At 32.8% G+C, this 15,945-nt stretch carries 13 protein-coding genes; 7 read left to right on the forward strand and 6 right to left on the reverse strand.

The window, feature by feature from the left end:
• The first annotated feature begins 16 nt into the window (after window positions 1-16).
• The gene (locus EDC18_RS12205; RefSeq protein ID WP_132253546.1) at window positions 17-1,138 is read left to right on the forward strand and encodes a C39 family peptidase; all 1,122 of its coding nucleotides are present in this window, start codon (window positions 17-19) and stop codon (window positions 1,136-1,138) included.
• An 82-nt stretch (window positions 1,139-1,220) separates the two neighbouring features.
• On the opposite strand, the gene EDC18_RS12210 is transcribed toward EDC18_RS12205, so the two are convergent.
• Entirely contained in the window at window positions 1,221-1,937 is a 717-nt protein-coding gene (locus EDC18_RS12210; RefSeq protein WP_132253548.1) for a YybI family spore inner coat protein, read from the reverse strand.
• A 167-nt stretch (window positions 1,938-2,104) separates the two neighbouring features.
• Between EDC18_RS12210 and EDC18_RS12215 the strand changes: the two genes are divergently transcribed.
• Complete coding sequence (locus EDC18_RS12215) at window positions 2,105-4,684, forward strand: PEP/pyruvate-binding domain-containing protein (protein ID WP_132253550.1); 2,580 nt, start codon at window positions 2,105-2,107, stop codon at window positions 4,682-4,684.
• A gap of 49 nt (window positions 4,685-4,733) precedes the next feature.
• Here EDC18_RS12215 and EDC18_RS12220 read toward each other — a convergent pair whose 3' ends face one another.
• A complete protein-coding gene (locus EDC18_RS12220; RefSeq protein WP_132253551.1) occupies window positions 4,734-5,591 on the reverse strand; it encodes an MBL fold metallo-hydrolase in 858 nt (285 codons plus the stop codon).
• 185 nt (window positions 5,592-5,776) lie between these two features.
• Between EDC18_RS12220 and EDC18_RS12225 the strand changes: the two genes are divergently transcribed.
• On the forward strand, window positions 5,777-6,910 hold the full coding sequence (locus EDC18_RS12225) for an MFS transporter (protein WP_132253553.1): 1,134 nt from the start codon (window positions 5,777-5,779) through the stop codon (window positions 6,908-6,910).
• A 46-nt stretch (window positions 6,911-6,956) separates the two neighbouring features.
• Here the strand turns inward: EDC18_RS12225 and EDC18_RS12230 are convergent, their stop codons facing one another.
• The 3 genes from EDC18_RS12230 to EDC18_RS12240 all read right to left on the reverse strand — a co-directional run bounded on the left by EDC18_RS12230 (window position 6,957) and on the right by EDC18_RS12240 (window position 9,258).
• Window positions 6,957-7,631 (reverse strand): uracil-DNA glycosylase, encoded by a 675-nt coding sequence (locus EDC18_RS12230; RefSeq protein ID WP_132253555.1) that lies wholly within the window; start codon window positions 7,629-7,631, stop codon window positions 6,957-6,959.
• A gap of 68 nt (window positions 7,632-7,699) precedes the next feature.
• Window positions 7,700-7,879 carry an H-type small acid-soluble spore protein gene (locus EDC18_RS12235; RefSeq protein ID WP_132253557.1) on the reverse strand — a complete coding sequence of 60 codons (180 nt, stop codon included), beginning with the start codon at window positions 7,877-7,879 and terminating at the stop codon, window positions 7,700-7,702.
• Between the two features lie 74 nt (window positions 7,880-7,953).
• Window positions 7,954-9,258 carry a voltage-gated chloride channel family protein gene (locus EDC18_RS12240; protein WP_132253558.1) on the reverse strand — a complete coding sequence of 435 codons (1,305 nt, stop codon included), beginning with the start codon at window positions 9,256-9,258 and terminating at the stop codon, window positions 7,954-7,956.
• A gap of 243 nt (window positions 9,259-9,501) precedes the next feature.
• Between EDC18_RS12240 and EDC18_RS12245 the strand changes: the two genes are divergently transcribed.
• The 4 genes from EDC18_RS12245 (at window position 9,502) to EDC18_RS12260 (ending at window position 14,171) form a co-directional block, all read left to right on the forward strand.
• Window positions 9,502-10,833: a methyl-accepting chemotaxis protein gene (locus EDC18_RS12245; protein ID WP_132253560.1), complete on the forward strand. Its 1,332-nt coding sequence runs from the start codon at window positions 9,502-9,504 to the stop codon at window positions 10,831-10,833.
• Window positions 10,834-10,935: 102 nt separating this feature from the next.
• Window positions 10,936-12,291, forward strand: a complete 1,356-nt coding sequence (locus EDC18_RS12250) for an SPFH domain-containing protein (RefSeq protein WP_132253562.1) — start codon at window positions 10,936-10,938, stop codon at window positions 12,289-12,291.
• Window positions 12,292-12,306: 15 nt separating this feature from the next.
• Window positions 12,307-13,368 (forward strand): TFIIB-type zinc ribbon-containing protein, encoded by a 1,062-nt coding sequence (locus EDC18_RS12255; RefSeq protein WP_132253564.1) that lies wholly within the window; start codon window positions 12,307-12,309, stop codon window positions 13,366-13,368.
• Complete coding sequence (locus EDC18_RS12260; RefSeq protein WP_132253566.1) at window positions 13,365-14,171, forward strand: TPM domain-containing protein; 807 nt, start codon at window positions 13,365-13,367, stop codon at window positions 14,169-14,171. Before EDC18_RS12255 ends, EDC18_RS12260 begins: the two co-directional genes overlap by 4 nt.
• Before the next feature lie 175 nt (window positions 14,172-14,346).
• Here the strand turns inward: EDC18_RS12260 and EDC18_RS12265 are convergent, their stop codons facing one another.
• Window positions 14,347-15,945: a peptide chain release factor 3 gene (locus EDC18_RS12265; RefSeq protein WP_132253568.1), complete on the reverse strand. Its 1,599-nt coding sequence runs from the start codon at window positions 15,943-15,945 to the stop codon at window positions 14,347-14,349.

Below are 15,945 nucleotides of genomic sequence, written 5' to 3' on the forward strand. Positions count from 1 at the left end.
CATTAGGAGGAGAAAAATGAAGATAATCTTAAAAACGACAGCAATAATTTTATCTGCTATTTTAATAGCTTCTTCAGTTTATGTATATATCTATAGAGCTCAAGGCCGAGAAGATATTAATTATAGTGCAATAACAGATGAACAAATTAATAAAGTTTTACAAAATCAGTACATTAACACCAGTTCTTCTAAAAATAAAAAGCAAGGAAGAATAAAGGTAACGAGTTTATATAAAGAAACGCAAATGCCAATAGAAAATGTAATTTATGTCATTATAGATGATAAAGCAAATGAAATTGTTGAAGTATTGGTGACTGATGGAGCAGGTACAGCCACATCTAGATTATACGACTATGGGAAAAAATATAAAATCAAACAATACTCAATAGGTTCACCCTATAAAGTTAATGAAGAAGTCATACAGATAAAAATTAATGATAAAGAACATTTTCTTATTATTGAGAGTGATACTTTGGAATATGTAAAGGGCTTTGAAGTGGCAGAGGATGGAAAAGTTAATATTACTGAACTTTTTATGCCAGTTGAGATTATTAAACAAAGACCTGTTCTTCCTAATGGTTGTGAAATTACTTCATTAACAGCAGTATTAAACTATTATGGGTATGATGTGACTAAGACAGAGATGTCTGATACCTACTTACCTAGAAGGCATTTTGAAAGAATAGATGGTATTTTATATGGTGGGGACCCATATAAAGAGTATGCAGGAGACCCAAGAGATCCTTTAAATGGTTTTTTTTCCTATGCGCCACCTATTGTAGAGGCTGCTGAACTATATTTTAAAGATATTAAGGAAGAGAATAAAACCCCTATTGATATAAGTGGTAGTTCAAGAGAAGAAATTATGGGATTTTTGGAAAGCGGCGTTCCTGTTGTTATCTGGACCACATTAAACTTAGAAAAGCCAAGAATTAATTATTCTTGGAAACTATTTGAAACAGGGGATAAATTTTATGCGCCAATTAATTTGCACTGTATCGTATTAAAAGGATTTGTTGATGATAAAGTTTATGTGATGGATCCACTAAAAGGAAGTATTACCCGTAATGCAGATGATTTTTTTGCCAGTTATGAAGCTTTAGGGAGTCATGCAATGGTTGTTATAAATGAGAGCTAATTGTAAAATTATATAAAAAGAGTCCAAATTAACGGATGTGTGGTGTGAACCCCAAAAAGTTAAGGTGGACTCTTTTTATACACTATAAGATGCCTACAGTTTGAAAAAATGGTTTAAAACGAGAACCATCCCATTCTAATGATGTCTGTACATAGCCTAAACCATCTGCATTGTACCTTCCAGCAATGCTTCGAGACGTATATAAACCATATATGCCATTTCTTTGAAAGTCAATGGGGTAAAGCCCTCCTAAAGGGTTAACCCATCCTGTTAGAGGTTCTTTAAGGGTGCCATCACTATTATAAATCTCAGACAAATAATTTTTACCTTTATATTGAATATCTATAAGGTAATTTTTTGAATCTTTATCGAGAATTTCAACTTGATAATTATCTTTATAGATTACCTTATAAGTGTACTCTTTATTATATAGCTCATGGTCAAATATTAAAGTAGGTGTATTATGTACCATAGAATATATATAGTAGAATGCATAACCACCACTGCCGCCAGAATCAATGCTTAATAATATTTCATTTGTGTGATTGCCGGTAAAATCACCAAGAAAAATAGTTGGATTGTAACCAGAATTTTCTTTTGGAGAGATAGTAAAGGTTTTATGGGTTAGACCATCTTTTATGAATAAAACAATATCGGTTATGAAGGGACTATCATAACCATAGGGTTTGTTACCTACTAAATAGATAATATCATCAATATCATCTCCATTAATATCTCCATAAACAGAGTCAATAACATACATATTTTTAAAATTAGGGTTCCTATTAGATGAATTCATAGAAGGCTCCTAAAAAGTTATTATGATTATATTATGTAATAGGATAAAAAAGGTTACACAACTACGTTTTATTTGAAATCACAATAAGAATGAAATATAATTATAAGTGAAAAATAGAAATATAGATGGATGGTATTAAAAATAGGTACAAAAATAGGAGGTATAATATGAAGTTTGATAAAGCGAGCACTGGAAACAATGGATTAGATGAAATAATCAACTTTCTAAGAATTGGTGACAATGTTGTGTGGCAAGTAGATCATATAGAAGATTATATGCGTTATGCAAAGGCCTATGTAAAAAAAAGCCTTGATGATAATAGAAATATAATTTATATGCGATTTGCAGCCCATCCTCCTATACTAGAAGACAATGAAAATATTAAGAAGTATGAATTAGATCCTTCTATTGGGTTTGAATCATTTACAGTAGAAGTACATCGCATTATTGAAAATGAAGGGCTAGAGGCATTTTATGTATTTGATTGTTTGTCTAATTTACTAGAAGCTTGGGCAACTGATCTTATGATTGGAAATTTCTTTCAAGTAACTTGTCCTTATTTGTTTGAGATGGAGACCATTGCTTATTTTGGAATCATTAGAGGCAATCACTCCTTTGATACCATCGCAAGAATAAGAGAAACGACACAATTATTATTGGATCTTTATAATATACAAGGGAAGTTGTATGTACATCCCTTAAAAGTATGGAATAGATATTCACCAACCATGTTCTTGCCTCATATCGTGGATGATTCGGGAATGACACCTATAACCAGTAGTGCAGAATCAGCCATATTGTTTCAGTATTTACCTAAAAAGGGATTAGGGAATCCAAAAAGAAAACTTGATTACTGGGATAAACTTTTTATAGATGCAGAAGAATTAATATATACTTCTCATAACCAAAACAAGAGTAAAAAGCAAGAAATGGTGGAGCAATTATGTAGGCTAATGATAGGGAAAGAAGAAAAAGTTTTAGAAATGGCTAAAAAACACTTTGACTTAGAGGATATAATCTCTATAAAATCAAGGCTTATTGGTTCGGGATTTATTGGTGGAAAAACAGTTGGAATGCTCTTAGCAAGACAAATTTTATCCAAAAACCCACAAGAGAATTGGAATGATGTTTTAGAAGCCCATGATTCTTTTTATATCGGTTCAGATGTTTTTTATACTTATATTGTGCAAAATGGATGGTGGCACTTAAGATTAAAACAAAGAAGCAAAGAGGGGTATTTTGAAGCGGCTCAAATACTTCAAGAAAAAATGAAGGAAGGAATATTTTCTGAGAATATTAAAGAACAGTTTTTACAAATGCTTGAATATTTTGGTCAGTCACCAATAATTGTTAGATCAAGTAGTTTGCTTGAAGACAGTTTTGGCAATGCCTTTGCAGGCAAATACGATAGTGTATTTTGTATTAATCAAGGCAGTCCATCAGAACGTTACAAACAATTTGAAGAAGCATTAAGAACTGTTTATGCAAGTTCTATGAATAGGGACGCTTTAGAGTACCGAATGAAAAGAGGATTAGATCAATCAGATGAACAAATGGCCATACTTGTTCAAAGGGTTTCAGGAGACTATTATAAAAAATATTTTTTCCCCTTTTTAGCAGGCGTTGGATTTTCTCATAACAGTTATGTGTGGAAAGAGCATCTAGACCCAAAGGCAGGTATGATTAGATTGGTATTAGGTTTAGGGACAAAAGCAGTAGATAGAGTTGAAGGAGATTACCCTAGAGTAGCTTCCTTAGATCAACCAACCCTTCAACCATTAGGAAATGAAGAGGATAAGAAGAAGTATTCTCAACATACAGTAGATGTTTTAAATTTAGAAAAGAACACCTTTGAATCCCTTTCTTTAAACAAACTTATGTGGGAAAAAGTAGGTATAAAAATGGATTTAATCGGTATACCAGATTATGAAACCAATAAAAAAATAAAGGAATACAATATTAAAGAACAAGAAGCTTGGATATTGAACTATGAAAAGCTATTTAAAAATACTGGGTTTATACAAACAATGAAAAAGATGTTAAAGGCCTTAGAGGATGCCTATACCTACCCTGTAGATATGGAGTTTACAGTAAATTACATTTCTGATGAAACATTAAGAATCAATGTTGTTCAATGTAGACCATTGCAGACGAAAGGTGTTGTTGGAAACGTTCAAATACCAGAGATAGAAAATGAGCAAGTTATATTTGAGACAAAAGGGAATTTTATGGGAGGTAGTATTGATCAAAATATCCATAGAATTATATATGTGGATCCAAAAGGGTATAGCAATCTTTCTACACAAGACAAATACGCCATAGCAAATACAATAGGAAACATTAATAAAGGAATTAAAAGGGATGTTATGACAACTATCCTTGTAGCACCAGGAAGAATTGGAAGTAGTACACCCTCTTTAGGATTACCACTAAAATTCACTGACATCTGTAATATGAGTATACTATGTGAAATGGCATATGAAATTATGGGTATGGTACCTGACCTATCCTATGGATCACATTTTTTTCAAGATTTAGTAGAAGCAGATATATTTTATGTTGCCATATTCCCTGAGATGAGGGGAATACAATTTAATATGAATTATTTTATAGAGGCTACAAATAGCTTGGTGAATGTGTTCCCAGAAGGAGCAAGATTCCAAGAGGTTCTTAAAGTTATAGAGGTAGAAGACATTGCTATAAAAGGAGATATAAAATCTCAAAGACTAAGATGCTATAAATACTAGGGAAAAACCAAACCATAAAGAACTTGCTAGGTCCTTTATAGTTTGGTTTTTAGAAATATTTGTGATTATTAATTAATCTATATATATTTAAAGAGGTTTGAGGCAATTCATCTTTTGATATAGTGAAATAATTTTCAAATTCTATTAGTTCGCCATATTTATCTATCAATACAGGTATGGTATCTTCTGTGTAATGCGTTGGTATACCAATCTTTGGACTAAATTGTTCGAAAAGATTAAATCCTTTTTCATTTTCCAGAGTCATCCGTGAGAATTTGTTTTCATATTGCATAAATGCGATATCAATTTCTCCTAATAAGTCCAGTTGCTCATCTGTTAAGCTAGTCTGTCCAATGTCGCCCATATGTGCTATTCGTAATCCATCTACTTCTACAACTACTAAAATATTAGACGGATAGGTCTCATTTAGGTTATCGTCGTTATGGGAAGAAAGAATGGTAAAGATTTTAAAATCATCTATTTCTAAAGTTTCAATAGACCATAGTATTTTTGGGCAATCGTAATAAGAATTAAACAGTTGGTCGTAGTGATCGCTGTGACTATGAGTTGATATAATGGCAGAAGGATTAAAATCAATTAGTCTTTTACTGGGCATAAAACTAGGATCAATAATTAACCGGTGGCCATTAATTGAAGTAATCATATAGCCATTGTTTGGATATTGGGTATTACCATTAATGTTTTGTATAAGGACTTTTCCTGTATTGTTTTCAATAATAGGTAAAAGCAGATGGCTAGGGGGATTAGTTACTGACGTGTCTGTGTCTGTATTATCAGGTGTTTCAGTTACTTCTATAAGAGAATCGGCAGGAGTAGGATTAGATTTACAACCTACAACAGTTACTAAGAGTAATATCAACCAGAGTTTAATAATTTTTCTAGGCATTATAACGCCTCCTATTCTTTGTAATCATTATATATTAATTATAAAGTAAAAAAACAAGAAATGAATGTCTAATTAACAATTTAACTAGGAGGATTTACAATATTAATACATACCACTAAATTAAATTTCTATGTTATTATAGTGAAGAAATATAAATTATAAACACATAAAAGGAGCTTGAACTTATGAAAAAAATACTCTTTATGATTGCTACAGGATTTTTCTGGTTTTCATTGTATGCTTATATTCCTGAGCTTGCAACCTATGCAGAAAACTTGGGGGCAAGTTATAAGATGATAGGTATTATTACAGGCTCATATGGTTTTATGCAAACCATACTAAGGATTCCCTTAGGGATACTTTCGGATAAGTTAAACAAGCGTAAGATTTTTATAGAAATAGGATTATTTATAACCGTTGTAAGTTGTCTTATTACCTTCTTTTATCCATCAGTATTCTCTTTATTGGTAACTAGAATATTGGCAGGAATTGCTGCAAGTACATGGGTTTTATTCACAGTAGTCTTTTCTAGTTATTACAAGCAAGAAGAAACGCCAAAGGCTATTGGCATTATCAATGGGTGTAACGCAGCAGGACAATTAACGGCAATGCTTTTAGGTGGCGTTGTATCATTGTATTTTGGTACAAGATATTTGTATTTATTAGGTGCTATAGGTGGTATATTTGGATTAATGTTAAGCTTGTTTACAGATGAGAATAAAGATGTTAACAGAGTGCCTCTAAAAATGAAAGAAATATTTTCTGTGGCATTAGAACCAACACTAATAAAAGTATCAATTTTAGGAATTGTTTCCCAATTGATTACATATGCAACAGCTTTAGGTTTTGTGCCTATTGTTGCTAGAGAATTAGGTGCAACTGGGTTAGAACTCAGCTGGATAACAGCCATAAATATTATACCAGGCATTTGGGTTTCAGCAATAACTGGAACAGTTTTAGTAGGGTGGTGGGGAGCTAATAAAACCATTATATACGGATTTTCACTAAGTACCATACTATGTATACTAATACCTTTTGTACCAAATTTATGGATATTAATGATTGTACAATTTTTTGCAGGAATCGGAAGAAGTATGGTGTTTCCATTACTTATGGGTCTTGGTATAAAAGATATCGGACAAAATAAAAGAGCCACCGCAATGGGATTTTTTCAAGCTGTTTACGGCATTGGAATGGTTATGGGACCTGTAATATTAGGGTTTATATCCGATCAATTAGGATTATCTACAGGGTTTATGGTTACAGGACTTCTTGGATTAGTAGCCGTTTTATTGGTTAGGAAATTTCAATTAGGATAAAAAAGGAGGACATCATAAAAGATGTCCTTTCATTGTTTTAAGAGTTTTATATGTTATCAATTTGCCAATCAATGGGCTTTATGCCATTAGAAATAAGGAATGCATTAGCTTTGGAAAAAGGCTTGCTCCCAAAGAAACCTCTATAAGAAGACAGAGGGCTTGGATGTACAGATTTTATTATATAATGATTAGGATTGGTTATCATTTTTATCTTGGACTGTGCATTGCTTCCCCAAAGGATAAACACAATAGGATCGTCTCTATGATTTAATAATTTAATGATTGTATCAGTAAAAATTTCCCACCCCATCATTCTATGGGAGTTAGCTTGTCCACCTACGACAGTTAGTACAGTATTGAGCAATAAAACACCTTGGTCAGACCATTTTTTCAAGTAACCGTTATTAGGTATATAGCAACCTAAATCCTCTTTAAGTTCTTTAAAAATATTCACTAAAGATGGTGGGGAAGGTACGCCTGGTTTTACAGAGAAGCTCAAACCATGTGCCTGATTAGGACCATGATAAGGATCTTGACCTAGGATAACCACCTTAACATCTTTAAAGTCTGTGTAATGCAATGCGTTATAAAGATCATTTTTATCTGGATAAACCATTTTTGTTTTATATTCTGAAGTTAAAAAAGCCCTAAGCATAATATGGTAATCTTTGTAAAACTCATCCTTTAGTAGGTCTTCCCAACTGTTTTTAAATATTTTCATTTATATCACCCAATGATAGTATAGCACAAAAAACCCCTTGTAGGTTATTACAAGAGGTAATGGTAAACTCAATTTTCTATTAGACTATCAACGGGAACTTCCATACTTCTACTAGGATCATTAAGTAAATGAATGCTTGCAGCCATTTTAGTTTCATTTACTTGTTCGATATACACATTTGAACCGTTATAAGTTACATCGGCCATAATAGGTGATTTAGCAATTTCTTTAGCACGAGTATAGTTCATATAAGCACCTCCTTATTTTAGACAGATTTATTATTTGTTAATTACAACTAAAATATTCTATTGGAGATATTAGGTTAAACACGCTTTTTTAATTTAATATGTGAAATACTTTCTCCGTTAGGTAGGTTAAATAATTTTGTCTTTGGCTCATACAGTTTTTGGGAAGAGTAAATGCCATGGTGCCAAGAGAATATATAACTAACGATACATACAATAAAAAAGAATTCAATTCCTTTTCCATGAAACATTTCAACAGCGAGAATGAATGAAGTTATTGGTGCGTTAATGGCACCACAAAGCACACCTGCAAGACCTAATCCAGCAAGAAATGAGGTTGGTAAGTTTACAATAGGTGCTAATACATTTCCTAAAGTTGCCCCTATAAAGAAAATTGGAATAACTTCTCCACCTCGAAAACCTGTACCCATCGTTATTGCAGTAAATACAAGTTTTGCAAGAAAAGCGAAGGGTGGAACAGTGCCAATAAAAGCCTCTTCAAACATTGGCAAACTACGACCTAGATAATCTTTTGTACCCACAATATAAACCAGTGCTAATATTGTGATACCCCCAACTAAACCTATTATCATAGGATTTTTAAGGTATTTCATTGAAAATTTTCTGATATGATGCTTTAATTCGCTATAACAAATGCTTATAATGCCAAAGACGATTGCCAGGAGAATAACCTTGATTACTGTAAAAGTTGTGATAGACGGAACCAAGTCTATAATGACCTCTTCATGTTCAATACCCCATGCCATAGTAACAAAATTACCAATAAAACTAGAGATAAAACAAGGTATTAAGGCTTCGTATTTCATTTTTCCAGCAGAGGCAACCTCCATTCCAAATAAAGTGCCTGCTAAAGGCAACCCAAAAGCAGATCCAAAACCACCACTAATACCAGCCATAAGTAATATTTTTTGTTCTTCTTTACGGACCTTTAAGTTACGGTTCATAAACTCAGTAATGGTACCGCCCATTTGTAAGGCGGCTCCTTCCCTTCCTGTAGAACCACCTAAAAGATGTGTTATAAAAGTAGCCACAAAAACCAGTGGACCCATTATTAAAGGTATATTAATCTTAGGTTGATGAATCTTATCAAGTATAAGATTAACACCTTTTCTAGAGTTTTTTCCATGGTATTTATAGAGATAACCAATGATGACGCCACCTAGAGGAAGTAAAAATACAAGCCAAGAATTTTCCTGTCTTACCTCGGTTACATAATCATTAACTCCGATAAGTAAAGCAGAAGTAGTACCTACAACTATACCTATAATAGCTCCCCATAATATCCATTTTGAAAGAGTAAAGATAAAGGTTCTATATTTATTTATCTTGGTTGTTGTAATAAATTTTGAAATAAAATTCATAAAATCCTCCAAGGTGGGTAAGAAAATAAAAGTCTAGAGTAGTTTAAGCTATCTATTAAAATAGTATACATTCAAGACTAAATTAGGTATGGTTAAAATGCTCCTGTGTAAAGTTAGTAATAAATGGTAATATTAATGAAAATTGGAAAATTATCTATAAAAATGTAGAATTGAAGTATCATTAATAATGCCGTATAATATAATTAGTTACTTATAGTTCAAGTTATAGAGAAGAGGGATAGGATGTTTAAGAATACAAAAAGTAAAAAAACAACTACAGACTTTATAGAAAAGGATACACGTGTTAAAGAATTGCTTGATCAAATGACAGAAATTATAGTTGAAATTAATCAGATTGTAAACTCTACTAAAGAAGCCACAAATGAGCAAGAGCAGATATCAAAAAGCCAAGCAACAGCAATGGAAGAACTAATAATAACGATAAAAGAATTTACTAAAGGAACGGAAGAAATTACAAGTAGTATTATGGAGTTATCTCAGGTGATATCAAACACTTCTCAAAATGGAGAAGAGGTAAAGCATAAAACAGATAAAATGGTAAAGATATCGGAAAAAGGCAAAGCATCTATGAAAAAAAATGATAATAATGTTAAATCAATAATGGACTCTGTAAGTGCCCTATCAACTACAATGCTAGAAGTAGGAAAATCAACTTCTGAGATAAAAAGTATTATCCAAGTTATTGATAATATTGCAGGTCAAACCAATCTACTTGCTTTGAATGCCTCAATAGAAGCAGCCCGCGCTGGTGAAAATGGAAGAGGTTTTGCAGTAGTAGCACAGGAAATTCGTAAACTTGCTGAAGATGTAAAAACTGCGACGAAAGATATTGAAACGCTAATAACAGAAGTTGATTCAACTGTTCAAAAAGCGGTAAGTCAGTCAGATATAAATAAAGAAGGTATGATGCAAGTAAAAGAATCAGTAAAAGAAACAGATGAAGTCTTTGAGAATCTCATAATATCAATAAGCGAAGTGCAAGGACAATTAAATGATATTGTAAATGAAGTGAATTCAGTAAATGATTTGACTCAGAATATTGCAAGTATTACAGAAGAACAACTAGCAGGTTCCGAAGAAATATTAGCATCTTCAGAAGATGTAGGGCAAATGGCTCTAAATAATTTAAACTATAGTAAAAAACTTAATGAAGATACTAAAAAATTATTCGCAGCAGGAAATAAATCTGCAAAAAGAATTATTAAACAAATGAAAGATCTAGCAGGATCAAATGGAAAAGTAGGATATGTATTTTATAGACATAATACAGAAGGTATATTTGAATATGTTACAGAATCTGTGAAAGAAGTACTTAGCTATTCTGTTGAAGAGTTTATGAAAAGTTTTGAAAGCTTCTTAACAGATAATCCTATAAATAGTAAGGCTATTATATATACTGAAAATTCTATAAAAGGTATTCAACAACCTAAATACAATCTTGAATTAATAAAAAAGGATGGATCTCTTTGTATGGCGGAAGTAACAGAGTTTCCTATATTTAATGAAAATAATGAAGTAATTGCAGTAGAAGGATTGATTCAAGTAGTTAATTAAATTTCTAATTTAGAAAAGATGATACGGATTTTACATATTTATGTTTTATAGTAATAAAATAAAATAGTATAATATTTATAACAAGAAAATGGAGGAAGAGTTATGGGCATTATTAGAGCAACAGCTAGTGCAATTGGAGGAGGACTTGCAGATCAATGGTTAGAAGTAGTTGAACCAGAGTCCATGAGCGACACCACTGTAATGACTTCTGGTGTTAAAGTAAGACCTAAAGATAAGCGTAATAAGAACACAAAAGGGACAGATAATACAGTATCTAATGGTTCTATTATTCACGTGTATCCTAATCAATTTATGATACTAGTTGATGGTGGGAAAATAGTAGACTATACCGCTGAAGAAGGCTACTATCAAGTAAGCAATTCCAGTTTGCCATCTTTATTTAATGGACAATTTGGTGAGGCATTAAAAGAAACATTCAGTCGTGTAAAATTTGGTGGAGTAACACCAACAGCACAAAAAGTATATTATATTAATCTGCAAGAAATAAAAGGGATTAAATTTGGCACAAGAAATCCTATTAATTACTTTGACAATGCTTACAATGCAGAACTGTTTTTAAGAGCCCACGGCACTTATTCTATAAAAATAAATGATCCACTAAAGTTCTTTTTTGAAGCAATTCCAAGAAATAAATCACAAGTAGAAATAGTAGATATTAATGAGCAATATATGGCAGAATTTTTAACAGCCTTACAAGCGGCGATTAATCAAATGTCTGCAGATGGAATGCGCATCTCTCATGTAACTTCAAGAAGTATGGAACTTGCTAAATATATGTCCACTGTTTTAGACAGTGACTGGAGTGACATGCGTGGAATGCAAATACAAGCAGTTGGTCTAGCAAGTATATCTTATGATGAAGAATCGACTAAGCTAATAAATATGAGAAACCAAGGTGCTATGTTACAAGATCCAACCATTAGAGAAGGATATGTACAAGGATCAGTTGCAAGAGGTATTGAAGCTGCCGGTTCTAATGCCAATGGCGCAATGACAGGTTTTATGGGTGTTGGAATGGGTATGCAGTCAACAGGTGGATTTATGGGTGCCGCATCTCAAACCAATCAATACCAAATGCAACAGCAGCAACAACAACAGCAACAACAACAGCAACAACAGATGGGACAAAATCAGCCGCAAGAGGAAAGTAAAAAACCATTAGCAGATGAGTGGCAGTGTAAATGTAAGCATATGAATACCACCCGTTTTTGTATAGAGTGTGGTACGCCAAAACCAGAAAAAACAAATGGTTGGGTGTGTAACTGTGGAATGGATAATAACACAAGTAAATTCTGTCCTAACTGTGGATCAAAAGCCCCTGAAAAAAAAGAGTATCGTTGTGACAAATGTGGCTTTAACCCACCGAATCAAGATAATATACCAAAATTTTGTCCAGAATGTGGAGACCCTTTTAATGAAGAGGATATTGTTAAATAGTGGGGGTGAGTGAATTTGGCAGTTGTTTCGTATAAATGTACCAATTGTGGTGGGCCATTAGAGTTTAAGGTGGATAGTCAAAATTGGAAATGTGATTTTTGTTTAAGTGATTTTGATAGTGAAGCTATAAAAAACATGGATAATAAAGATAATGATAAACAAATAAAAGAAGAGGCAAAAGAAAAGGATATTGAGTTTGAAGAAAAAGCCGTTTCTTATAGTTGTAACAGTTGTGGAGCAGAGATTGTAACAGATGATATTACTGCTGCTACATTCTGTTATTATTGCCATAGTCCAACCATATTACCAGGTCGTCTATCTGGTAATTATAGACCGTCTAAAGTAATACCTTTTAAAGTTAAGAAAGAAACAGCCATTGAAGAGTTTGTAAAATGGTGTAAGAAAAAACCACTATTATCAAAAGATTTTACAACTCAGTCACAATTGGATTACATCTCAGGTGTGTATGTGCCTTTTTGGTTATTTAACTGTAGAATCAAAGGCAGTATTTCCGCAGACGCAAGACGAGTTCGCTCGTGGACTACTGGGAATAAAAGATTTACAGAAACAAAATATTACGATTTAAGTAGAGAAGCAACAGGTGCATTTGGGTTAGTTCCAGCAGATGGATCAGTAAAAATAGATGATCAATTAATGGAAACTATTGAGCCATTTGATTATAGTCAGATGGAAGACTTCTCCATGTCCTATTTGTCAGGGTATATGGCAGAAAAATATGATAAAGAAGAAAAAGATGCTTATAAAAGGGTGGAAACACGAGTTCATAGTTTTTCAAGTAAACTATTACAAGAGACTGTTCGCAAAAGTGGTTACAGCAGTGTAAGTGTTAAAGCATGTAATGTAAATATAAATAAGGAAAATTCAACATATGTGCTTTTACCTGCATGGATATTTACATACAAATACAAAGACAAAATGTATATCTATGCAATGAATGGCCAAACAGGTAAAATAGCAGGAAATCTCCCGATTAGTAAATCAAGAATGGCTTTTTGGTTTGGAATCATTTCAGCTAGTATCTTTGTAATCTTGTTAATAGGAGGTTTGTTATTATGATGAATAGATATAAGGGTTTTCTTTATATAATACTAAGTATCATATTACTTTCGGGCATTAGCCTATTTGCCTATACTCAAAAAGTATATGATGAAGCCAACCTATTAACATCTAGTGAAATAACAACATTAAATCAAAGAGCAAATGAATTAAGTCAATCACTGAATATGGATATTGTAATCGTTACCACTCTAGACAATCAAGGAAAAACATCAAGGGACTATGCCGATGATTTTTATGATTACAATGGTTTTGGGTTTGGACCTGATAGAGACGGCCTATTATTACTCTTTAATATGGATGATAGGGAAGTTTATATATCAACGGCGGGCATTGCCATTCGTTATTTAACAGACCAGAGAATTGAAAGAATACTAGATGCAGTTGACCCACATTTATCATCAGCTAACTACTATGAGGGTGTTGTAGCCTTTCTTAATAATGTGGAAGGCTATATAAGAGCAGGCATACCAAGTAATCAGCACACAGTAGAAGAAAAAAAGCCAAATATACTTGGAAGAATAGTAATGTATCTCTTTATATCAATGGGTATAGGTGGCATAGCTGTAGGTGTAATGGCCTCTAATAACAAGGGGAAATCAACAGTAAACGAAGGCACCTATTTACAAAACAAAGCATTAAATATAATCAGTAGCAATGACAGACATGTAAATACAAGAGTAACCCATGTCACAATAAACACCAATAGTGGCAGTGGTTCAAGTGGTGGTTCAAGCGGCAGATCCACAGTTCACAGATCCAGCAGCGGAAGAAGCCATGGTGGTGGGGGAAGAAAGTTTTAAAGAAACTAAATATAGAATCAAAAATGCCTATTTTCAAGATGAAGAAAATAGGCATTTTACATGAGAATACGCGTTCTTTAAGGGCGTTTTATAAAATTGGCGTCGACCGGCTGAAAGGAAAGGCAGCCAATTTTATAAAACGCCCTTAAAGAACATTACAGACATATATTATTATCTAAAAACTAGTCTCTCTCAACACGGCATTTTTATTTCTCTCTTCAACAGTCCTAATAGACCATTCATTTTGGAACAACAACACAGGTTTATTATCTTCACTTTCCACAATCATTGTATCCATAGTAATGGAGAAAGTGTTAGGATCAAACTTCTCCATATCTACCCAACGAATGTATCTGTGGGGCAATTGATTTATTGAAATTTCAACACCATATTCATGTTTAATACGATATTCCAACACATCAAACTGAAGAATACCTACAACACCAATAATCAATTCATTAGTGCCTATATTAGGTCTTCTATAAACCTGAATAGTTCCCTCTTCTGCCAACTGTTCAACACCTTTTAAAAACTGTTTTCTTTTTAAAGAATTAGGTGTAGAAACTTTTGCAAAATGCTCAGGAGCAAATTGAGGAATATCTTTATATTGTAAGCCTGAATTATCTTCACATAAAGTATCACCAATATTAAAAATTCCTGGATCATGAATACCAATAATATCTCCTGGATAAGCATCTTCAACAATAACACGATCTTGGGCTAAAAATTGTTGAGGTTGGGCTAACTTTACTTTTTTATTTTTTTGTACATGGTTTACTGTCATGCCTTTTTCAAATTTTCCAGAGCATATTCTTAAAAATGCAATTCTATCTCTATGAGCAGGATTCATATTGGCTTGAATTTTAAAAATAAAGCCTGAAAAATTAGTAGATGTAGGGTCTACTAATCCTAAATTACTATCACGTGGCTTTGGTGGCGTTGTAATAGCTAGGAAAGATTTTAAGAAGGGTTCTACACCAAAGTTTGTAAGGGCACTACCAAAAAATACAGGTGTTAATTCACCACTTAAGATATCTTCTATATTAAAGTCATCTCCAGCCATATCCAATAACTCAATATCATTTAGCAATTGGCTATGGAGATCTGCCCCTAATAGTTCTTTAAATTTTTCATCAGTAATATCACCTTTAATATTTTTTGCAATAGATTGACCATGGTTGCCATCGCTAAAAAGTTCAATTTGTTTTTGAATACGATTGTATACGCCCTTAAAGTTCTTTCCTTCACCAATTGGCCAGCTCATAGGATATGAACGAATCCCTAGAACTTTTTCAATATCTTCTATTAATTCAAAAGGGTCTCTTCCTTGGCGGTCCATCTTATTAATAAAAGTAAAGATAGGAATACCTCTCATTTTACAAACTTTAAAAAGTTTCTTAGTTTGATCTTCTACACCTTTTGATGAATCAATAACCATTACTGCACTATCAGCGGCCATTAAAGTTCTATAGGTATCCTCACTAAAGTCTTGATGTCCTGGTGTGTCAAGAATATTGATACAAAAATCATCATAGTTAAATTGAAGTACACTTGATGTAACAGAAATACCTCTTTGTTTTTCAATTTCCATCCAGTCAGAAACAGCATGTTTGTTAGATCTTCTAGATTTAACGGAGCCAGCTGAGCGAATGGCACCTCCATATAATAGAAATTTTTCTGTTAAAGTTGTTTTACCTGCATCAGGGTGAGAGATGATTGCAAAGGTTCTTCTGCGTTTAACTGCATCTGTAAAACTTAAATTTTCATTTGACAT

Source organism: Natranaerovirga pectinivora, from assembly GCF_004342165.1.
GTDB lineage: Bacteria > Bacillota > Clostridia > Lachnospirales > DSM-24629 > Natranaerovirga > Natranaerovirga pectinivora.